Below are 21,040 nucleotides of genomic sequence, written 5' to 3'. Positions count from 1 at the left end.
AAATAGTTAACTAGTTGTTGGCGTAGTGCGGGTTTCAGCGCTTCCCCCTCTATTCAGGCTGTTTTTATGGGAGTATTAGAGCTAGTATTAATTAAATAAAATTATATGGATCTCTAGTAGCGTTTGATATAATAACCTCCACACCCCTAGGCTCTAATATTTTTTTAATCTTTTCTGATAAACTCATTACAAGTGGCCATTCTGAATTAAAATGTCCTATATCTATTACAGAGAGTCCCATCTCTTCATAGTCAGATACAAAGTGATAGGTAGTATCCCCTGTGATTAATAGTTCAGCACCTAGGTCATAGGCTTGCTGCAAGTAATCTTCTCCACTTCCATTGACTAAAGCTATAGTTCTTACTTTTTTATTTAACTCCCCCGAGTATCTTAAATTTTGTATTTTTAATTTATCTTTAATGCCCTTTATTATTTCCTCTAGGGTAGTCTCTTCCTTCAGCTGAACTATTCTTCCCACTCCTGCTGTAGGTTCTGATGGCGCCACTTCAATGATTTTACTTTCTTGAAAGCCAAGAATCTTTACAAATTCATCATTTAAGCCACCCTTTACAGTATCCCAATTAGTATGACTAGAATATAGGGCTATACCATTTTCTATTAACTTCATTAGCTTTTTACCTTGGAGACTATCTGTGGTTATGGTTTTAGGCTTTATAAACAGCAATGGATGATGAGTTAAAATAAGCTGAGCTCCTAGTTCCTTTGCTTCCTCTATTACCTTTATGGTGCAATCTAGAGCAACTAGGACCTTTGTTACTTCCTTCTCTCTATCTCCAACCATAAACCCAACGTTATCGTAGCTTTCTTTTAAGTTTAATGGGGCAAGGCCCTCCATTATATTAATGATTTCATTTATTTTTACCATAAAAATATACCTCCGCCCATTTACTCAAGCAAAAAGCCCTTTATCCTTTGAATTTTATCCCATAACTCCAGCTTTCTTTTTCTTGAATTTTCTGTGTCACCCTTAAGTTCTTCATGGATTCTTAAATACTTTTCTAACTTATAATTTAAATATTCCATATAGGTATTATCTTTCTTACCTAAAAGCAGCTTACTTATTTCATAAAAAATAGGCTCAATAACTTTAGGCTTATCTCCCCAGGATATTTTCATAATTTCATAGTATTTTTCTTCATCATATATAATCCACTCATCTAGGATGTTACACCCTGAGGTATAAAGATATTCCCTTAAGACTTCTGGATTTTGTACTGGCTGAACTATAACATAGTCTAACGCTTTAAAAACAGCCTTACTCTCCTCTAGGATATCTCTTATCAAGTTTCCTCCCATACCGGCAATTACAGCTGCCTCTACTTCTCTAGGAGTTACAGTTGTAAGTCCTCCTCCAAGTCTACATTGTATCTTATGTTGCAAATTATTATCTCTAACATTTTTTTTAGCCTTTTCCACGGGACCTTTATTAATATCACTAGCTATGGCAAAGTCTATTTTATTTCTTTTTAAAAGTTCTATGGGTACATATCCATGGTCTGTTCCTACATCTACCATAGATTTAACCCCTGTGATTAAATCACTTATTAATTTTAATCTTTTGCTAATTATCATATTTTCACCTAACACCTTATTTATATAACAGACATAATAAGTCTCATTTGAATATATAGGAATACTATTGCCACTAAAAGTGAAATATAGATATACCTATAAGCAGACTTTTTATCATATTTTGCACAAAAGTGAGCTGCATAATACATACAGAACATCACTGCCATATTTAATAGACCATAGAGCATCTGGGCAAAAGCAAATTGCTTGTCTGTACCTACTTCTCCCGCTTCTTTGGACACGTTAATAACTAATGGCATTACATCTGGAAGTTTATTTAGTATATATAAAACCATTGGAAAAAAAGTTGTAAATAAAATTATTGTACTAGTTAAAATCAATGGATACATAAACTTTTTATCCTTATGTAGTCTACTTACCTTATTATATTTCTTTGTCCAAGTATTTTCTTCAATACCTAGGTTGTTTAAAATTTCTAGGAATTTTTCAGAGTTCTTAGGTGACACAGCATAGCTTATGTCTTGAGTTTTTAAATATATAACACCACTTCCGCTTGTTACAAACATTCTAGCGGTTCCTAAATTTTTTACTGCAATTCTTCCTATGGCAAATTTATTAGAGGATATACCCGAAAGGCTTATACCTCTTATTTTTCCCTTTTCCACAGTGTAGCATTCTACATCACTTAAGGGTAAAATTACTTTTTTAAGTCCTCCCAGTGCACTTATTCTCACTTCACTATTTGTTATTTCATACTTTACAGTTAACCATACTCCAATATGATATAAGTAGAATATATTACAAATGACCAACATTACTCTTATTAAACTCAACATAAGATAGGAATCTATAACATAGGCAGACCAAACCCCTATTACATTAAACATAACAAAAGTGAATATAGTTGGAATTATTTCTAGTTTCTTATTGCTATTGAAACTATTCATGGATTACCTCCTTATAAATTGTGTATACTTTTATTTTATATTATACTAAGGGATTTTGTCTATTACAAATTTTGTATATATAACAAAAGAGCTGCCAAAAGACAGCCCCTCACTAATCTAAATAATCCTTAAGTTTTTTACTTCTACTTGGATGTCTTAACTTTCTTAACGCCTTCGCTTCAATCTGTCTAATTCTTTCTCTTGTTACATTGAACTCTTTTCCAACTTCCTCAAGGGTTCTAGCTCTTCCGTCATCAAGACCAAATCTAAGTCTTAACACCTTTTCTTCCCTTGGAGTTAAAGTTCTAAGTTGACTTATTAATTGTTCCTTTAACATGGTGAAAGCTGCTGCTTCTGCAGGAGCAAGGGCATCATCATCAGGAATAAAATCTCCAAGATGAGAATCTTCTTCTTCACCTATAGGTGTTTCTAAAGATACAGGTTCTTGAGCAATTTTCATTATTTCTCTAACTTTATCTACGCTCATATCCATATGTTTTGCAATTTCTTCTGGTAATGGCTCTCTTCCTAATTCTTGAAGAAGCTGCCTTGATACTCTAATTAACTTATTAATAGTTTCTACCATGTGTACTGGTATTCTAATAGTTCTAGCCTGGTCTGCAATAGCTCTTGTAATCGCCTGTCTAATCCACCATGTAGCATAGGTACTGAATTTAAATCCCTTACTGTAGTCAAACTTTTCTACAGCTTTTATAAGTCCTAAATTACCTTCTTGAATCAAATCTAAAAATAACATACCACGACCAACATATCTTTTAGCAATACTTACAACTAATCTAAGGTTTGCTTCTGCTAATTTCTTTTTAGCATATTCATCACCATTTTCTATAAGCTTAGCAAGTCTCATCTCTTCTTCACCTGATAATAGGGGCACCTTACCAATCTCTTTAAGGTACATTCTAACTGGATCATCTATGGCAATTCCTTCTGGAATTGTTATGTCAACCTCTATTTCTACTTCTTCTTCATCCTCAACTTCTGGCTCTAAACCTATAACGTCTATGCCCATAGATTCTAGAACTTCATAAATCTTTTCTATTTGCTCTGGAGTTAGTTCTACACCTTCTACTTCTTCCATTATCTCTTTATAAGTTAAATTCCCTTTTTTCTTACCCTTTTCTACTAATTTTTTTACTATAGCAACTTTTCCTGCTTTGTCCTTCATTCCATTACCTCCTCTCTTCTATAGTTTTCCCATTTCCTTTTGTATATCCATAAGCTCTCTAGCTAACATCAAAGTTTCCTCAACCAACCCTTCAGACTCACACTTTCTAATTTTATCCATAATTTTCTTTCTTGACTCCTCTAACTTGTATTTTTTTATGTTATTCACGCAGTCACTTACCATTTTGTCTATGGATCCTTCATCTATATCAACTTTATATTCTTGAATTTTTATCCATTCCTTTGTGAATTCACTATCCTGCATAGTTTGCAGGTTAATAATCTTTATCAATTCTTCCTTAGAGCACATATTATTTTCTTTAATGATTGTATAAATTACTTTATGTGCCTTTAATATAAGGTCATCTTCATTTACATTACTAAATATTTTATCACTTAGCCTTTTATCAAGGGCAAGGCTTAATACCGTTCTTTCAGCCCTAACAAACCCAGGCTCTAAATATAATTTTTGCCCAAACTTCCTATTTATATTATGATTTTTGCTATTTTCTATAGATTTATTGGGATTTTTATCTAAGGACTCCATTATAGCTTCTTCACCTATGCCACTTTTCTCTGAAACCTGCTTAGTATATACAGCTTTTTCTAGTGGATCAAGATCCTTTAGCACGCTAACTACTCTCTTTAGGTATTTAATCACCATTTCCTGTTTTGAAAAGTCAATTCCCTTTTCTGCCATCCTTAGTTTAAAATCTATAATTGGTAGAGCCCCGTCTACTAGATTTAGAAATTTTTCCCTGCCGTAGGATCTAATAAATTCATCGGGGTCTTTTCCGCTAGGAATTTGAAGAATTTTAAGGTCAAATCCAGATTTTTGTAATATTTCTAAGCCTCTTATAGTAGCATTTTGACCTGCTACATCTGAATCAAAGGATACTATTACAGTATCAATATATCTCTTTAATAATTTACATTGACCTTCTGTTAATGCAGTTCCTAGGGTGGCAACTACATTTGTTACTCCTTGTTGGGAAAGAGAGATTACATCCATGTAACCTTCAACCATGATAACTGTTCTAGCTGGATTATTCTTTATTGCTAAATTTAATCCATAAAGATTTGTTCCTTTATGAAATATTGGGGTTTCGGGAGAGTTTAAATATTTGGGTTTAGAATCATCTAAAACCCTTCCACCAAAGCCTATTACCCTACCACTGACATTAAATACAGGAAATATAATTCTATTTCTAAATCTATCGTATATATTTCCCTTTTCATTTTTTGTAGTAAGTCCTAGTTCTAATATTTCTTCTTCACTAAAGCCTCTTTGTTTTAAATAGGAACGTATTCCCTGCCAATTGTCTAGTGAAAAACCAATACCAAACTTTTTAATAGTTTCATCTGTTATACCTCTTCCCTTTAGGTATTCATAAGGAGCTTTAAATCTTTTTAAATTAGTATAAAAATATCTGGCCGCTTGTACGTTTATATCATACATTCGCTTAAATTTTTCATTAGTTGCTGAACTTTTACCTGGTGAATCTGCATCATCTACTACAATGCCTACCTTTTCTCCAAGAAGTTTTACTGCTTCTGGGAAAGCCATGTTCCTAGTTTTCATAACAAAACTTATTACATTACCAGCCTCTCCGCATCCAAAGCATTTATAAATTTGTTTTTCACTTGATACAGTAAATGAAGGTGTTTTTTCATTGTGAAATGGACATCTTCCTAAATAATTTTTCCCCGTTTTTTTTAAGGTTACTACCTCTGAAACGATATCCACTATATCATTTTCCTCTTTTATTTTTTGTATTATTTCTTCAGAAAACATTATTAACTCACCTCACTCTCAAGTGATTCTAAACTTAAAGAAACCTACTAAATATATTATTCATTAAGTCTAAAAGAATTTAACTTTACGTACAAATTCCTAGCTCTTATAATTCGACATATATCTCTTAAATCCTTTTTTTTAAAAGTTTTTTGTAATATAATTGTATTGTTTGTTATATATATATTCTTTATAAGATATAGTTTTCCTTCATAAAGAGTTACTTTATTTAAATATTTATATAGATAAAATCATTATTTTAAATAAATATCCTTAACTAGGTATATATATGTCCTTAAACAGATCTATACAGTATTCATCACTCATTCCTGCTATGTAATCAGCAACACCTTGATTAAGTCCTTCTTCCTTGGCTATGGACTTGTAAAATTCAGGTAGCTTTTCTTCATGAAAATAAAAATATTTATAAAGCTGAATAAGAATAAACCTAGCTTTATCCCTTTCTTCTTTTAGAAACTCTCCATTATAGACTTCTTTAAACATAAAATCTCTAAGCTTTTTAAAGTTATAATCTATATCTTTAGATAATGACACTTGAATATCATTGGAATTTATATTGCTTTTTGTTCTATAGATACAGTCCTTAACTAAGGTATCTACTCTCTCTCCATGAGTATTCCCTAAAATCTCAAGTATATCCTTTGGTATATCCTTCATAGATAAAATTCCTGCTCTTAGGGAGTCATCAATGTCATGATTTACATAAGCTATTTTATCGCTATACTTTACTACTTGACCCTCTAAAGTAAAAGCCTTGCTACTGTTATTAGAAAAACCACTATGATATAGTATTCCGTCCAGTACCTCCTTTGATAAATTTAACCCTTGTCCATTATTCTCTATATATGTTAATACCCTAACACTATTTTGGTTGTGGCTAAAACCATTGGTAAGTATTTCATTAAGCACTTCTTCTCCACTGTGAGCAAAGGCAACATGTCCAATATCATGACCTAGGGCTATGGCTTCTATTAAGTCTTCATTTAGTCCTATGCCTCTACCTATAGTTCTAGCAATTTGCGCCACTTCCAAGGTATGGGTAAGCCTGGTTCTATAGTGGTCGCTCCAGGTTTTAATATATACTTGAGTCTTTCTCTTTAGCCTCCTGAAGGATTTACAGTGTATTATTCTATCTCGGTCAATCATATAGGCAGTTCTAACTTCATCTAATTCTTCTCTTCTAGCCCTACCCATAGAGTTTTTAGATTTTGAGCCTTGTGGTATTATACTATACTCTTCACTCTTTTCTATGTTTTCCCTAATATTCATCATTGCACCTACCTTTATTTCTTGTTGAATACTCAAAGTTATGCTTAGATGTTGAAATTTAGCTTATAAAAACTTTTATATTATAACATAAACTATTGTTTTATTTCTACAACCTTTAAGTATTCTATATATTTAAAATATTAAATTTAATCCCTTCTAATTATATTTAATAACTATATTATGTATGTATATAATTTCTTTATTATGTATATAGTTTCTTTACTATCCATGAATATTCCTTTAATGGACCATAAATTTTTTTCAATTTTTCAAGGAACTGATATATTTATCATAAATTTTTCATAAATATAATTATAGTAGAGATATTTAGTATTATCTTATAGTATTTTTAAGGAGAGAAGTACAATGAGTAACGCAATAGCAGATAGTTCTAGTTCAAATTTACTATCGCCAAGTAATATTAAGAAAAATGTATTACCTTATTATAATTTATCTAGTAACTGCAGTATATATCAGGTGAAGTTTAAGGATACAGATAAGCAAAGAGCTGTATATAAAATAGAAAGTGATTCCCATGAGTATTGTTTGAAAAAAGTATATTATGATGTAGATGAACTGCTTTTTATTTATTCAGCCATAGAATGGTTATATCGCAATAATATAAATGTACCTAGAATACTATCTACTACTAATCATGGAAGATATGTAAGGTATAATGATATGTTATTTATTCTCACAGATTGGGTTAAAGGAGACAAATGCGATTTTGATGATATAAATAATGTAAATATGGCAAGTAGAAATTTAGGACAAATTCATGAGACATCTTTAGGATTCTCCCCAATTTTAGGTAGTAAACATAAGGAAGGTTTCACCAATCTTACAGACTCTTTAAATAAACATACTCTTCAACTTGTTAAAAATGAGAAGCTAGCATTAAAGTATAAAGATTATTTTTCTAAAATATATAGAGTTAGTTTTACTAATAGCATGTGCCTAGCAAATTTATCAACTAACGTAGCCAATACTATAGACTATGACAACTTATCCATATCCATTTGTCACAATGATTATGTAAGTAAAAATCTTATTGTAAATCAGGGTAAAATTTACGTTATAGACTTTGATAAATGTAGATACGACTATTCAGCTTTTGATATTTCTTATTGTTTAAGGAGACTTATGAGAAGAGAAAACACTTGCTGGAATGGAGATTTAGCCATAAACTTTTTACAGGAATATGAGAGCAGTCACCCTTTGACCTTTGATGATTATAAATATATCCTTGCCTACTTAGCCTTTCCACAGAAATATTGGAAATTATCTAGGGATTACTATAAAAACATATCAAAATGCAATAAAAAAGCCTTTATTAATCTTCTTAATAAAGCTGTAATCCACAATGATATCCATATTGATTTCAGTTATAAACTACTGGATTATATTGAAAATAAATTTAGCACTAAAATTTCCTTTAAATAAGACTCTTAAAGATATATAAAGAGGTTATCTGAAAATATTTTAATTCTTTTCAGATAGCCTCTTTGTTAATTATTATTTTTTATTTTATTTGCATCCACAGCAGCATTTTTTTCTTGGATTTTTAACTTCAGCTTGAGCAGCTGCAAGTCTTGCTACTGGAACTCTGAATGGTGAGCATGATACATAGTTTAATCCTACTTCGTGGCAGAATTCAACGGAAGATGGATCTCCACCGTGCTCTCCACATATTCCAAGTTTGATGTTTGGTCTAGTAGATTTTCCTAGGTCAGCAGCCATCTTAACAAGTTTTCCAACTCCAACTTGGTCTAATCTTGCAAATGGATCAGATTCATATATGCTCTTGTCATAGTAGTGTTTTAAGAAGTTTCCAGCGTCATCTCTTGAGAATCCAAAGGTCATTTGTGTTAAGTCATTAGTTCCAAAAGAGAAGAACTCAGCTTCTTTAGCTATTTCATCAGCAGTTAAAGCAGCTCTTGGAATTTCTATCATTGTTCCTACCATGTACTTCATATCTATGCCTGATTCTTTTATGATTTTATCAGCTGTTTCTGTAACTATGTTTTTAACATACTTAAGCTCTTTTACTTCTCCAACTAATGGTATCATAATTTCAGGTACTATATCATAACCTTTTCTAGTTTTAACATCTATAGCAGCTTCTATTACTGCTCTTGTTTGCATTTCAGCTATTTCTGGGTAAGAAACTGCAAGTCTGCAACCTCTGTGACCCATCATTGGGTTGAACTCATGTAATGATTCAACAGTATTTTTTAGATCTTCAAAGGTAATTCCAAGTTCTTTAGCTAATTCTACTATTTCATCATCTTCATGAGGAAGGAACTCGTGTAGTGGTGGATCTAAGAATCTTATAGTAGCTGGTCTATCTTGTAACTCCTCGTAGATTCCTATAAAGTCACCCTTTTGCATTGGTAATAATTTTTCTAGAGCTGCTCTTCTTGTAGCTTCATCCTTAGCAACGATCATTTGTCTTATAGCCATGATTCTCTCGCCTTCAAAGAACATGTGCTCTGTTCTACAAAGTCCTATTCCTTCTGCTCCGAATTTAACTGCTTGAGCTGTATCTCTTGGATTATCAGCATTAGTTCTTACTTTCAAGGTTCTTAGTTCATCAGCCCATGCCATGAATATTCCAAAATATCCACTTATTTCAGGATCTACAGTTTTAATTTGTCCTGCATATACATTTCCTGTACTTCCATCTATTGAGATGTAGTCTCCTTCTTTATAAGTAACTCCACCTACTGCAAAGGTCTTATTTCCTTCATTTACTGTTAAGTCACCACAACCAGCAACACAACATGTTCCCATTCCTCTAGCAACAACAGCTGCGTGAGAAGTCATTCCACCTCTTACTGTTAATATACCTTCAGAAGCAATCATACCTTCAATATCTTCTGGTGAAGTTTCAAGTCTAACTAAAACTACCTTTTCACCATTTTCATGGGCAGCTTTTGCATCTTCTGCAGTGAAGTAAACCTTACCACAAGCAGCACCAGGAGATGCTGGAAGTCCTTTAGCTATAACTGCTGCAGCCTTAAGTGATGCTGAATCAAAGGCAGGGTGTAATAATGTATCTAATTGTTTTGGTTCAACTTTAAGAATCGCTTCTTCCTTAGTAAGCATTTTCTCTTCTACAAGGTCAACAGCTATTTTTAATGCAGCTTGAGCTGTTCTCTTACCGTTTCTTGTTTGTAGGAAGTAAAGCTTACCTTCTTCTATAGTGAACTCCATATCTTGCATATCTCTGTAATGGTTTTCTAAAGTGTTTACAATATCCATAAATTGTTTATACACTTCTGGATTTTCTTGTTCTAATTGCTCTATTTTTTGAGGTGTTCTGATACCAGCAACAACATCTTCTCCTTGAGCATTCATTAAGTATTCAGCAAATATTTTCTTTTCTCCTGTAGATGGGTTTCTTGAGAATGCAACCCCTGTACCAGAAGTATTTCCTTTATTACCAAATACCATTTCTTGAACGTTTACTGCAGTTCCCCAACTACCAGGAATATCGTTCATTCTTCTGTATACTATAGCTCTAGGATTGTTCCAAGATCTAAATACAGCAGTGATAGAAGCTATTAATTGTTCTGTAGGGTCGCTTGGGAATTCTTCTCCCTTAGCTTCTTTGTAGTAAGCTTTAAATTTAGCTACTAATTCTTTTAAGTCTTCTGCATTTAATTCTGTATCAAGTTTTACGCCTCTAGCAGCCTTCATCTCATCCATGATATCTTCAAAGTTTCTCTTTTCTACTTCCATAACTACATCAGCAAACATTTGAATGAATCTTCTGTATGAATCGTATGCGAATCTAGGATTGTTTGTTTTATTAGCCATTACTTCAACGGTTTCATCGTTTAATCCTAGATTAAGGATAGTATCCATCATTCCAGGCATAGATGCTCTAGCACCAGATCTTACTGAAACCAATAGTGGATTTTCTAAACTTCCAAACTTTTTACCTGTAAGTTTTTCAAGTTCAGTCATTTTTTCATGAATTTCGTCAACGATTTCTTCTGCGATTTTCTTTCCATCATCATAGTATTTATTACAAGCTTCAGTTGTTACTGTGAAGCCTTGTGGCACTGGAATTCCTATGCTTGTCATTTCTGCAAGGTTTGCACCCTTTCCACCTAGTAAATTTTTCATGCCGCCGTTGCCTTCATTAAAAAGGTACACATATTTTTTCTTTTCCATGTTATACAACCCCTTAACTCTTAAATTATAGTTATATAGTCAAATGAATAAAATTATTCATTTTCACCCAATTTTACAAATATCATAGAAATTGTTGTCTTAGATATTTTTCCTACAATTTTCGGAACTTCTTTTCCCCTTAAAAGTTCTAGCCTTACAACAGGTAAGGAATCTACCTGATGCTCAATTATTTTTTTTGCAGCATCAAAGGCTGAATCTTCCTCTGATACACTAACAATATTCGGCATTCTAGTCATGATAATTCCAACGGGTACTCTATGCATATCAGCTGTTCCCATAGCCATCTTTATAAAGTCTTTTCTAGATACAGCTCCTAATAGTGCTCCTTCATTTTCAATGAATAAAGTTCCTGTGTCATTTAAAAAAAGTGTTAGAATGGCCTCATAAACTGGTGTGTCTTCCTTTACTAAAACAGGTTCAGACATTACATCCTTAACCTTTATATTTCTAATTTCACTGTTTTTAGGTCCTTTATTTGAATTTTTAACACACACATATCCAACTTTAGGTCTTGCTTGAAGTATACCGGTCATAGTCAATATAGATAAATCTGGTCTTATGGCGGATCGCGTAAGCCCTAACTCTTTTGCGATAGCTTCACTGGTTATTGGTTCATTTTCTTTAACTAATTCTATTATTTGTTCCTGTCTAAGCGAGAGTTTAATGACAATTCGCCACCTTTCAAAATTCTATTATTCACTCCAAATTCTATAATTTTAATTATATCACACATTGGGGTGAGTAAGTGTTATTTTTAAGTTATTTTCTATTATATTGTATAAGAGATTTATTTAATTTGCAACTTTCTCTAAAAATTTTTAAAATATTTCGTTAATTCTTGGGTAAATTTTATTCTAAATAAAAAAAGATGAGTATATGCTCATCTTTAATTAATATCCAAATATATAAAATTTATGTTATCTTTTCATATTATTCTTTGCTTCAGAAATTTTTTCTTTAATCTTTCCTGAGGTTTCAGAGAAGATCTCTTTTAGATCATGGGTTACTTCTGTAGCTTTCTTTGCAGTTGTTTCCATGGTGCTCTTTACAATTTTATTAACTACTTCTACAGTTCCATCTTCTTTAATTATATCTATTTCTAGATCAATAAATACTGCAGTTGCAGCTCCTAAAACTATTAAAACTGGTTGCAATAATAATGCTATACCCACCACAATTCCTGCATTTACAGGAATATTCACTAGGATAGAATCATCCTTTCTAATGATAATTCTAGAAACATTACCAGCCTTTATCAGCTCTTTTATATAGGTTACAAATTCACTTTGAGAAATTTTCTCATTGAAATTTCTATTATCCTTTTGTTTTTCTCTTTCACAATGAATTAATGCTTCGATTAAGTCCCCATTGAATCTTTCTAATAATTCCTTAGCTTCTTCTTCAGATAGATTAGCTCTTTCTTTTAATATATTTATCTTTTTTAATGTAGCTTCATCCATAAATATTTCCTCCCTAGCAATATTTAATACTTAAGTATATTATATCACTTATATACTAAAACTTTTTAAGTAAGGACAGGCTATTAGGTTTTTTTCTATAATTTAGACTTATAAAGGTTTCTAGGATTTTTCCTATTTGTTCCTTTGTATTTATATCTAAATTAAGTCTTCCTACCTTCTCCAGCTCCACTTTACTTAGAAACTTTAATCCATTATATGTGGCAGCAGATACTTTCGTACCATATTGTTTTTCACATTGGTTACAAATTCCACCATAGAACTGAAAAGAAATATAGTCTGTGGTATTTATCTTATTTCCACATAGGGCACAGTTTTCTAACGATATACCATAGCCTGTAGCCTTTAAAACCTTAACTTCAAAGGCTCTTGCTAAAAGATCTAAGTCTATAGCCTTGTTTCTCATAAGATAAAAGCATTTCACTAAATCTATAAATATGGGATGACTCTCACCTTCTTCTATGGCAATATCTATGAGTTCATTAAAATAAGAACCATATATTAAGGTATCATAGTCATTTAATATATCTTGAAAGGAATCTATAATTCTCCCTTCATTTAATGTATATAAAGTTCTTCCTTTATATAGTACATACTCACCAAAGGAGAAAGGTAGGGTATTTGAAAAATTTTTATTTTTACTTTTTCTAGCTCCCTTTGCAATGACAGTTACCTTTCCAAACTCCTCTGTAAATATCCATAGTAATTTATCATTTTCTTTGTATTCTTGGGTTTTTAAAACTATCCCTCTAGTCTTGATAGTATTCAATGAATAACACCTGCAATTCTACTTATAACCAAGTTCCTTGAGTACAAATGCACTATCTCTCCACTCTGATTTAACCTTAACCCAAATCTTTAGGTTTACTTTACAGCCTAGGAACTTTTCAATATCTTGTCTTGCATAGGTAGATATTTTCTTCATCATAGCTCCATTTTTACCAATTATTATACCCTTGTGGGAGTTCTTCTCACATAGCATATTTGCCTCAATAAGATAACTTCCATTTTCATTCTTCTTCATGGTTAAAATTTCTACAGCAATACCATGAGGTACTTCTTGAGATAAAAGTCTTAGGGCTTTTTCTCTTATAGTCTCCATTACTATAAATCTTTCTTGCTGATCTGTTATCATGTCTTCTGGGTAATACATTGGTCCCTCTGGTAACTGATCAACTACTAATTCTAATAATTTTTCGGTGTTCTTTCCGTTAATAGCTGAAATAGGTATTATTTCTTTAAAATCTAAAACTTTAGTGTATTCTTCTAGAGTTTTAGCTACTCTATCAGCAGGGTTTTCATCTATTTTATTTACTACTAAAAACACTTTAGTATTGCACTGCTTTAGTTGTTCTAAAATATGAAGGTCTGCCTTGTTTATCTCCCCTTCTGGTGTTGTTAAAAATAGCACCACATCCACATCCTGCATGGAATCTTTAGCTATCTTCACCATGTACTCACCTAACTTATGTTTAGGTTTATGCATACCTGGTGTGTCTACAAATACTATTTGAAAGTTACCCCTTGTAAGTATTGTTTGTATATTGTTTCTTGTAGTTTGTGGTCTACTTGATACTATAGATAATTTCTCTCCCATTAAATAATTTAAAAGGGTTGATTTACCCACATTTGGTCTTCCTATTATAGTTATAAATCCTGATTTAAACATATATCTCTCCTTATTTAAGTAAGTCCTCTTTAGTAAAAGCTCCTGGTAGTATTTCTTCTAAAGTTTTTACTATATACTCATCTTGATTTTTAATTAATACTATTTCTATATCTTTAGCTGCAAACTCAGCAATAACCTGTCTACATATTCCACATGGAGCTGTAAATGCTAACATATCTCCTACTATGGCAATTTTTTTCATTATAGTATGTCCTTCAGATACAGCCTTAAATATAGCCGTTCTTTCAGCACAGTTAGTAGCGCCATAAGAAGCATTTTCTATGTTACAGCCTGTAAATACACTGCCATCTTCCATTTCAATTGCTGCTCCAACTTTAAACTTAGAATATGGCACATAAGCTTTTTCTCTAGCCTCTATAGCAAGTCTTACCAATTCCTTTATATCCATTTTATCTTCCTCCAACCTAATTACTCAAATCTATCCATGGTTTATAATAATCACACATTTCTTTAGTTTTTTAGTTTCTTAGTTATATTAGTTTACCATAGAATACGAATTTTATCACATTATTTTTATTGCTTATATTTTATTTAGCTTCATTCATTTAGTAATTACCCAATAAGCTGATATAACAGTAAGGTCAGTAGTGATCCAAAGGCTCCTCCAAGGACTACTTCAAGGATGGAGTGTACGTTAGAATCTACTCTGCTTTGGGCTACTATGAAGGCTAATAAAAATGCCAATATCATTATTAGTGGCTCTGTGGTTAATAGTGTAATGGTGGTTGCCACAGCAAAGGCTATGGAACTATGACCACTTGGCATTCCGCCTCTTAAAGGTGTACCTTCATCATATACAGCCTTTACTACTACAGTGGCAATACTAACTATTACTAACATTAAAAATATCATGTGAGGGTCAGAATTTTTAATTTTCAAAAGAATAATTATAGAAAAAGGTAGAACTTTATCACCAAAAATTATATAGGCTACTAAAACCGCATTTATTGCAGTGACTAATACTGCTCCTGCAGCTACATTTTTCGCAATCTTTGCTAGGGGATGATAAAAGTTGGTGGTGGCATCTATGGCACATTCCACTGCTGTATTTATCATCTCTGCAACCACAACCATTGTTATTGTAATTGCAATTACCAAAAGTTCCATCTTTGTCATGTCAAAGAAAAAACAAGCTGTTAGTATTAACATAGCTATTATCATATGTATTCTCATATTTCTTTGAGTTCGTATTGAATAAATTATTCCCTCTATAGCATAGTTAAAACTATCCACTAGCTTCTTTACCTTCATAATAACCCCACCTTAATTAAAGCTGATATAACCTATATATAATCTATTATCTTTCAATGTTAAACTTACTTAGAATTTCTTCTTCTCTAGCTCTCATTATTACCTTATCATCATCTTCCATGTGATCATATCCAAGCAAGTGAAGAATGGAGTGAGTTACTAAGTAGCACACTTCTCTTATAAATGAGTGTCCAAACTCTTCACTCTGCTCCTTTGCTCTCTCTAAGGATAACACAATATCTCCAAGGACTAAATTTCCTTCATTTAAATCAATAATTGAAAATTCATGTTCTAAATAGCACTCCTTGAATACTTTTTTCTCATCATAGTCTAGCATGGGAAAGGATAGTACATCTGTAGCCCTATCTATTCCTCTTGTATCTGAGTTTATTTCTCTTATGGCCTCATTATCTACAAAAATTAGACTTACTTCATAGGGAATCAGAACCTGTTCCTCTTTTAAAGCATAATCTATAATTTCTTTAATATTTTCTTCTAAGTCTTTTTCAACGGAAATAAGACTTTGCCTATCGTCCATATAAATCATATTTTATCTCCTATTTATCCTATATCTGCTTTTCTTTTTCAACTTCTTTAGTTTGTATAACTGCTTCTGGCTCTTTTAACTTAAACTGTTCTTCCTTAGTTGATACAACTTCTTTATCTTCTTCAAGGTTTTTTTCATTGTTTTCTTTTGTTAAATTAATCTTGTCTTTAGGATACTCAATTCTTTCATGGTAAATTCCAGATAGAACCTTTAGAAAACTCTCTCTTATTTTCTCTAAATCTTTAAAGGTTAGGTCAGAGTTGACAAACTGATTTTCATCAATTCTACTCTTAATTATGTTATTTACCATTTCTTCTATCTTCTTTTTGTTAGGCTTATTAATGGACCTTACAGAGGCTTCAACCCCATCTGCTAACATTATAATGGTAGATTCCTTTGATCTTGGTGGTGGTCCACCATATCTATAATCTGCCTCATTTACCTCATCGGGATTCTCACTTTTATTTCTCATAGTTATATAAAAATACTTAGCGAGAGAATCTCCATGATGCTCTCTCACAACATCAGTGATGCCTTCAGGTAAGTTATATTTTTCTGCTAATTTAACCCCATCTTCCACATGGGATAGTATTATGGCAGAGCTCATAGCTGGTGACATATCATCATGAGGATTTACTATACCTATTTGATTTTCCTTAAAATAATAGGGCCTTTCTAGCTTTCCAACATCATGATAATAGGAGGCTACCCTAGCTAGTATTGGATTGGCTCCCACACTTTCAGCAGCCATCTCTGCTAAGTTTGCAACTAACACACAGTGGTGATAAGTGCCTGGTGCTTCTAAAAGCAATCTCCTCATTAAGGGATGATTAGGGTTAGCTAACTCTAGAAGTTTAATATTAGTTAATACATCAAATATATTTTCTAAAACTGGCAGTATTCCTATGGCTAATATTCCTGATACTATAGCAGATATTCCTGTAAGCATAGCCTTATTGATTATACTAGTCACATTAGTGCTTAGGAAATATCCCATGGCACCAGTAAATACTACATTTATAGCTCCAATGAGCAAGGAAGAATACAATATGTCATTTCTTTGCTGAACCCTTTTTAATACCATTGGAACTATTACTGCATTGACCATAGCTATAAGAGTTAAATCTACTGAAAATTTAACAATAAAGGATATAAATATTACATTTAATATTCCTATGGTTACAGAGGTTTTGCTATCAATTAGTACAGATAATAAAATTGAAATACAAGCAAAGGGTATAACATAAGGAGATATGAGAATAGATATCCTAGCTAATACTACAGTTAGTACTGTCAGTAGGTTTATCAGGATAACCTTACTATTATCTTCATATATGTCTCTGCGCTTTTCTTTTATATATCTCCACTGTAATCCTAATACTCCTACAACAACTAGAAGTAAAACTAGGTTCATATAAATGCCCGTAGATTTATCATTACCTAAGAGGCCTAAGTCATTTAGAAGCTCAATTTGTGATTCAGTAATAGGTTGACCTTCTGCTATTATAGTTTGATCCTTTTTATAGATTACAGGTGTTACATTTTTAGTTATGTTTTGTCTCGCTTCTTCTGTCTTTTCATGATCTACAAAATAGGTAGCCTTAGTTTGCGAATAACCTATGGCCATGGCTAGATCCTTAACATTTTTAGCATAGCTAGTATTATTAAAGAAGGCAGTTATATATCCTTGTGCTGAAACTATATCCTGAGGTTTATTCTCGTATATAGGGGTAGTATCATATAAATTATTCATACAATCTACTATCTCTTCATTTAGGCTATTTAATCCAGTCTCATTTAAGGATAAAAGTAATCCATAGTTTTCAGTAGAAAGATTTTTTATAACACTTTCCTCTTTTAACTTTTTCAGCTTTATCCCATTGATTTTTTCCTGTTCTGACTTAATTTTTTCATTATCATCTTCACTGGAAGGATTATAAGGAGGATTTTCAGAATTTATCTTTTTAACTAATTCAAAAAGTTTATTTATATTATCTAAAGCACCCTTTCTTATATTAGCATCATAGGTATAGGTTTCTTGTACGTGTTTTAGCTCTTCTTCAATACTCTTTTGAGTTGCTACCTTATCTTCCACATCTCTTGGTGCTTTAATATCAAATTTAGCTATTTCACCTACTTGAAGGTTATATTTTTTACTTACTACTACAGTGCTTAAAATCAAATAAACTATTAAAGTTGTAATTATAAAAGTAATATAGGGTTTTATTCTTGGAAATCTTATCCTTGATAATCTTTTTTTATGTCCCATATTTACACCTCTTTTTAAGTCTCAGGGGATTCATCTTCCTTTTCTCTTTCTGTTTCTGTAACTACAACTTGGCTTTCTGCTATATCTTCTTCTACAGTAACTAATACTCTAATTTCATATTCCTTCTCTTGCTTTTTAACTTCTGGAGTTATATCTAGTATTTTAACTCCTCTATCTAAATTTAATGTAATTTTGTTTTGTAGTTCCTTTATTACAGTGTCAGTGTCAGTAGCTTCTTCCACCTCTTCTGTTTCATAATAAGTCTCTTTTATAAAGATGCCCCAGTTTTCTTCTATTTTATCATAAGTTGTATAGTTATTTAATGATTTCTTAATATAAATTTTATTATTGTTTACATTTACTCCATATCGTACCTGCTTATTTCCCGTTCTTCTTTTTGAGGTAATAGATATAGGTACTTTTGTAAATTCTTCGTAAAAAGTAGTAGCATATATTTTTCCTTCAGCCTTTACAGAGAACTCCATGCCTTCTTTTCCTTCTTGACCTTTTACAATTAACTCACCTTTGTCAACTACTGTGCCAAGTTGTTTCACAGGAGTTCCAGCACTAGTATATATTCTATTTATAACTCCACTTTTTTTAGCTACTAAATCTCCTGTGTACTCCTTTTCTTTTATCTTTGGTGGTTCTTGCCTCTCCACTATATCTACAGTGAGCATAGAGCCTTCAATTCTAACTTTAACCCACATTATTTCATCTATATCAGCAACTAACTTTTCTTCAACTTTTAGAACATCTATTGAACCCTTTTTACTTCCAACCATTATTCCATAGCTTTTCAGTATATTTCTAACTTCAAGGGGAGCTAGATATTTATCTGTATTTATATCCACACTCCAAATAAAGCTACTCAAATAGTATAAAATAAAGAAAAATGCAGCAATACCTGCAATTAAAAGTTTTCTAGCACTTAATCTAAGATAAAAAAAGTTTATCCCTTTACGATGCAAAATCTTTACTTTTCCCTTTACTTTTTTAACAGCTTCTTTTAAATGAAGATAATCTGATACTGATATTTCTAGTGTAATAGAAAAGGCATTATTTCTTTTTATATTTTTTACACTAACATTTTTATTCCAAAGATAATTGAGAATTTTTTCTCCTTCAAGGGAATCTACTTGAACAGTTATATAGCTTTTATTAAAATTATTAATCTTCTTCATAGTTTTCATACACCATAGAGCTAAAATATCCACTTAAAGTTATGGTGGTACCTCCTACAAATATAATTTCAAAATCCTTACCTAGAATTTTCAAAGGTCCAATACTTGTATTTATAACTAATTCACTGTCACTAAATTTTATTATCCCTTTATGATTCTCTACCGTTACCTCTTTTCTTGCTATCACTATTATTTTAGGTAAACTAAGGGCTACATCTACTGGTAAGTCTAATCCATAAATGACCTTTTCCTTTACCCTCACTAATTTATCACTCAACTTCATCACCTCTAAATCATAATTTTTACTTACAAAGTTTCTCTTTTAAATTTTATGATTTCTTTTCATGATAAATTACTTAAAATAAAAAGAACTCAGTAAACTGAGTTCTTTATTTATTCAAATATTCTTTTACTATTTGACTAACTACTTTGCCATCTGCTCGACCATTTACCTTAGGTCTAACATCTGCCATAAGTTTTCCCATATCTTTAATGCTACTAGTACCAAGTTTTTCGGCTGACTCCAGAACAATTTTTCGGATTTCTTCTTCCGTTAACTGCTGAGGAAGGTATTGTAATAAGATTTCGATTTCAGCTTTTGTTTGATCAACCAAATCTTGTCTATTTCCTTTATCAAACTCAACCAAAGAATCTCTTCTTTGTTTAACTTCCTTTGCTAAAATTTCGATGACTTTACTATCATCTACTTCTCCTGCCCCTGATTTTTCAACCATTAAAACAGCAGCTTTAGCCATGCTTATTACATTTGCTTTAAACTTATCTCTTTGTTTAATAGCATTTTTCCAGTCGTCCTGTAATGTTTCCTTAATGGATGACATTAATAAACCTTCTTTCAAATTCTACTTAAATTTTCTTTTTCTAGCAGCTTCTGATTTTTTCTTTCTCTTTACGCTTGGTTTTTCGTAATGTTCTCTCTTTCTAACTTCTGAAAGCACACCTGATCTTGCACATTTCTTTTTAAATCTTCTTAATGCATTCTCTAATGATTCGTTTTCTCCAACTTTTATCTCTGACATTTATATCCCTCCCTCCGCTAGCTCAATTTAATTTTAATTAAAAGTAGCCAATGCGAGGCCTAAATAGCACATTTTCAATTATACAATTCACATTAACTTATGTCAAGATTTTCATTAGTTTTATTTACATATTTTTAGTCCTTATTTTTAGCCTGGTGGCCATTTTAAATTTCTTCCACCTAACAAATGAAAATGTAAATGTGGAACAGTCTGACCTCCATGGTCTAAAGTGTTAGTTACAACTCTATATCCACTTTTATCTATTCCTAGTTTTTTTACCAGTTCTGGTATGGTGGCGAAAATATGAGCTATAATGCTACTATTCTCATGATTTATATCATTAACGCAGCTTATGTGCTCCTTTGGGATTATAAGAATATGCACAGGTGCTTCAGGACTTATGTCATGAAATGCTAATATCTTATCATCTTCATAGACCTTATTTGAAGGAATCTCACCCTTTGCAATTTTACAAAATAAACAATCTGACATTTTTTCACCTCCATTCTCAGTAGTAAAAACCTACATTTATAGTTTCCTATAATGTATAATATGATTTCTCATATCTTATATTATACTCTAAAAATTCATGTTAGTGTATCTATATTTT

The 21,040-nt window shown here is 31.8% G+C and carries 21 protein-coding genes; 1 reads left to right on the top strand and 20 read right to left on the bottom strand.

Going from position 1 to position 21,040, the window contains the following annotated elements:
• Positions 1 to 91: 91 nt before the first annotated feature.
• The 6 genes from B3Z56_RS09620 to B3Z56_RS09595 all read right to left on the bottom strand — a co-directional run bounded on the left by B3Z56_RS09620 (position 92) and on the right by B3Z56_RS09595 (position 6,771).
• Positions 92 to 886 carry a Nif3-like dinuclear metal center hexameric protein gene (locus B3Z56_RS09620; RefSeq protein ID WP_346878658.1) on the bottom strand — a complete coding sequence of 265 codons (795 nt, stop codon included), beginning with the start codon at positions 884 to 886 and terminating at the stop codon, positions 92 to 94.
• A gap of 20 nt (positions 887 to 906) precedes the next feature.
• Positions 907 to 1,593: a class I SAM-dependent methyltransferase gene (locus tag B3Z56_RS09615; protein WP_346878657.1), complete on the bottom strand. Its 687-nt coding sequence runs from the start codon at positions 1,591 to 1,593 to the stop codon at positions 907 to 909.
• A 20-nt stretch (positions 1,594 to 1,613) separates the two neighbouring features.
• Positions 1,614 to 2,501: a PH domain-containing protein gene (locus B3Z56_RS09610; protein WP_346878656.1), complete on the bottom strand. Its 888-nt coding sequence runs from the start codon at positions 2,499 to 2,501 to the stop codon at positions 1,614 to 1,616.
• Positions 2,502 to 2,613: 112 nt separating this feature from the next.
• Positions 2,614 to 3,687: an RNA polymerase sigma factor RpoD gene (gene rpoD / locus B3Z56_RS09605; protein WP_346878655.1), complete on the bottom strand. Its 1,074-nt coding sequence runs from the start codon at positions 3,685 to 3,687 to the stop codon at positions 2,614 to 2,616.
• An 18-nt stretch (positions 3,688 to 3,705) separates the two neighbouring features.
• Entirely contained in the window at positions 3,706 to 5,481 is a 1,776-nt protein-coding gene (gene dnaG, locus B3Z56_RS09600) for a DNA primase (RefSeq protein ID WP_346878654.1), read from the bottom strand.
• Positions 5,482 to 5,754: 273 nt separating this feature from the next.
• Positions 5,755 to 6,771 (bottom strand): deoxyguanosinetriphosphate triphosphohydrolase, encoded by a 1,017-nt coding sequence (locus B3Z56_RS09595; protein ID WP_346878964.1) that lies wholly within the window; start codon positions 6,769 to 6,771, stop codon positions 5,755 to 5,757.
• Between the two features lie 366 nt (positions 6,772 to 7,137).
• Between B3Z56_RS09595 and B3Z56_RS09590 the strand changes: the two genes are divergently transcribed.
• The gene (locus B3Z56_RS09590; protein WP_346848432.1) at positions 7,138 to 8,214 is read left to right on the top strand and encodes a CotS family spore coat protein; all 1,077 of its coding nucleotides are present in this window, start codon (positions 7,138 to 7,140) and stop codon (positions 8,212 to 8,214) included.
• Between the two features lie 84 nt (positions 8,215 to 8,298).
• Here B3Z56_RS09590 and ppdK read toward each other — a convergent pair whose 3' ends face one another.
• From ppdK to B3Z56_RS09520, 14 genes are all read right to left on the bottom strand, one after another.
• The gene (gene ppdK / locus B3Z56_RS09585; protein WP_346878653.1) at positions 8,299 to 10,953 is read right to left on the bottom strand and encodes a pyruvate, phosphate dikinase; all 2,655 of its coding nucleotides are present in this window, start codon (positions 10,951 to 10,953) and stop codon (positions 8,299 to 8,301) included.
• Positions 10,954 to 11,006: 53 nt separating this feature from the next.
• A complete protein-coding gene (locus B3Z56_RS09580) occupies positions 11,007 to 11,639 on the bottom strand; it encodes a helix-turn-helix transcriptional regulator (protein WP_346848511.1) in 633 nt (210 codons plus the stop codon).
• A 252-nt stretch (positions 11,640 to 11,891) separates the two neighbouring features.
• Complete coding sequence (locus tag B3Z56_RS09575; RefSeq protein WP_346848430.1) at positions 11,892 to 12,434, bottom strand: DUF4342 domain-containing protein; 543 nt, start codon at positions 12,432 to 12,434, stop codon at positions 11,892 to 11,894.
• A gap of 55 nt (positions 12,435 to 12,489) precedes the next feature.
• Positions 12,490 to 13,221: a DNA repair protein RecO gene (recO, locus tag B3Z56_RS09570; protein ID WP_346848429.1), complete on the bottom strand. Its 732-nt coding sequence runs from the start codon at positions 13,219 to 13,221 to the stop codon at positions 12,490 to 12,492.
• Between the two features lie 18 nt (positions 13,222 to 13,239).
• Entirely contained in the window at positions 13,240 to 14,121 is an 882-nt protein-coding gene (gene era / locus B3Z56_RS09565; RefSeq protein WP_346878652.1) for a GTPase Era, read from the bottom strand.
• Between the two features lie 10 nt (positions 14,122 to 14,131).
• Positions 14,132 to 14,530 (bottom strand): cytidine deaminase, encoded by a 399-nt coding sequence (locus B3Z56_RS09560; RefSeq protein ID WP_346848428.1) that lies wholly within the window; start codon positions 14,528 to 14,530, stop codon positions 14,132 to 14,134.
• 164 nt (positions 14,531 to 14,694) lie between these two features.
• Positions 14,695 to 15,393, bottom strand: coding sequence for a diacylglycerol kinase (locus B3Z56_RS09555; RefSeq protein ID WP_035128900.1), 699 nt, complete (start codon positions 15,391 to 15,393; stop codon positions 14,695 to 14,697).
• Between the two features lie 46 nt (positions 15,394 to 15,439).
• Entirely contained in the window at positions 15,440 to 15,940 is a 501-nt protein-coding gene (gene ybeY / locus B3Z56_RS09550; protein WP_346848427.1) for an rRNA maturation RNase YbeY, read from the bottom strand.
• Positions 15,941 to 15,959: 19 nt separating this feature from the next.
• Complete coding sequence (locus B3Z56_RS09545) at positions 15,960 to 18,209, bottom strand: HDIG domain-containing metalloprotein (RefSeq protein WP_346878651.1); 2,250 nt, start codon at positions 18,207 to 18,209, stop codon at positions 15,960 to 15,962.
• A gap of 14 nt (positions 18,210 to 18,223) precedes the next feature.
• The gene (gene yqfD, locus B3Z56_RS09540) at positions 18,224 to 19,393 is read right to left on the bottom strand and encodes a sporulation protein YqfD (RefSeq protein WP_346848425.1); all 1,170 of its coding nucleotides are present in this window, start codon (positions 19,391 to 19,393) and stop codon (positions 18,224 to 18,226) included.
• Positions 19,380 to 19,670: a sporulation protein YqfC gene (gene yqfC / locus B3Z56_RS09535; RefSeq protein WP_346848424.1), complete on the bottom strand. Its 291-nt coding sequence runs from the start codon at positions 19,668 to 19,670 to the stop codon at positions 19,380 to 19,382. The genes yqfD and yqfC overlap by 14 nt, the downstream gene beginning before the upstream one ends.
• Before the next feature lie 112 nt (positions 19,671 to 19,782).
• A complete protein-coding gene (locus tag B3Z56_RS09530) occupies positions 19,783 to 20,232 on the bottom strand; it encodes a GatB/YqeY domain-containing protein (protein ID WP_035128891.1) in 450 nt (149 codons plus the stop codon).
• 21 nt (positions 20,233 to 20,253) lie between these two features.
• The gene (gene rpsU / locus B3Z56_RS09525) at positions 20,254 to 20,430 is read right to left on the bottom strand and encodes a 30S ribosomal protein S21 (RefSeq protein WP_035128888.1); all 177 of its coding nucleotides are present in this window, start codon (positions 20,428 to 20,430) and stop codon (positions 20,254 to 20,256) included.
• A gap of 147 nt (positions 20,431 to 20,577) precedes the next feature.
• Entirely contained in the window at positions 20,578 to 20,922 is a 345-nt protein-coding gene (locus tag B3Z56_RS09520; protein ID WP_035128885.1) for a histidine triad nucleotide-binding protein, read from the bottom strand.
• Positions 20,923 to 21,040 lie beyond the last annotated feature (118 nt).

This window comes from Clostridium sp. UBA7791, from assembly GCF_002480755.1.
Lineage (GTDB): Bacteria > Bacillota > Clostridia > Clostridiales > Clostridiaceae > Clostridium_J > Clostridium_J sulfidigenes.
Note: the sequence above shows the minus strand (reverse complement) of the source record. Positions and strands in the feature narration are given on the sequence as shown.

Coding starts and splice junctions, on each gene's coding strand:
- yqfD (WP_346848425.1), bottom strand. CDS start 19,393: ATGAAGAAGATTAATAATTTTAATAAAAGCTATATAACTGTTCAAGTA.
- B3Z56_RS09595 (WP_346878964.1), bottom strand. CDS start 6,771: ATGAATATTAGGGAAAACATAGAAAAGAGTGAAGAGTATAGTATAATA.
- B3Z56_RS09520 (WP_035128885.1), bottom strand. CDS start 20,922: ATGTCAGATTGTTTATTTTGTAAAATTGCAAAGGGTGAGATTCCTTCA.
- B3Z56_RS09620 (WP_346878658.1), bottom strand. CDS start 886: ATGGTAAAAATAAATGAAATCATTAATATAATGGAGGGCCTTGCCCCA.
- B3Z56_RS09560 (WP_346848428.1), bottom strand. CDS start 14,530: ATGGATATAAAGGAATTGGTAAGACTTGCTATAGAGGCTAGAGAAAAA.
- dnaG (WP_346878654.1), bottom strand. CDS start 5,481: ATGTTTTCTGAAGAAATAATACAAAAAATAAAAGAGGAAAATGATATA.
- B3Z56_RS09615 (WP_346878657.1), bottom strand. CDS start 1,593: ATGATAATTAGCAAAAGATTAAAATTAATAAGTGATTTAATCACAGGG.
- B3Z56_RS09545 (WP_346878651.1), bottom strand. CDS start 18,209: ATGGGACATAAAAAAAGATTATCAAGGATAAGATTTCCAAGAATAAAA.
- B3Z56_RS09575 (WP_346848430.1), bottom strand. CDS start 12,434: ATGGATGAAGCTACATTAAAAAAGATAAATATATTAAAAGAAAGAGCT.
- ppdK (WP_346878653.1), bottom strand. CDS start 10,953: ATGGAAAAGAAAAAATATGTGTACCTTTTTAATGAAGGCAACGGCGGC.
- era (WP_346878652.1), bottom strand. CDS start 14,121: ATGTTTAAATCAGGATTTATAACTATAATAGGAAGACCAAATGTGGGT.
- B3Z56_RS09610 (WP_346878656.1), bottom strand. CDS start 2,501: ATGAATAGTTTCAATAGCAATAAGAAACTAGAAATAATTCCAACTATA.
- B3Z56_RS09590 (WP_346848432.1), top strand. CDS start 7,138: ATGAGTAACGCAATAGCAGATAGTTCTAGTTCAAATTTACTATCGCCA.
- rpoD (WP_346878655.1), bottom strand. CDS start 3,687: ATGAAGGACAAAGCAGGAAAAGTTGCTATAGTAAAAAAATTAGTAGAA.
- B3Z56_RS09530 (WP_035128891.1), bottom strand. CDS start 20,232: ATGTCATCCATTAAGGAAACATTACAGGACGACTGGAAAAATGCTATT.
- B3Z56_RS09555 (WP_035128900.1), bottom strand. CDS start 15,393: ATGAAGGTAAAGAAGCTAGTGGATAGTTTTAACTATGCTATAGAGGGA.
- rpsU (WP_035128888.1), bottom strand. CDS start 20,430: ATGTCAGAGATAAAAGTTGGAGAAAACGAATCATTAGAGAATGCATTA.
- ybeY (WP_346848427.1), bottom strand. CDS start 15,940: ATGATTTATATGGACGATAGGCAAAGTCTTATTTCCGTTGAAAAAGAC.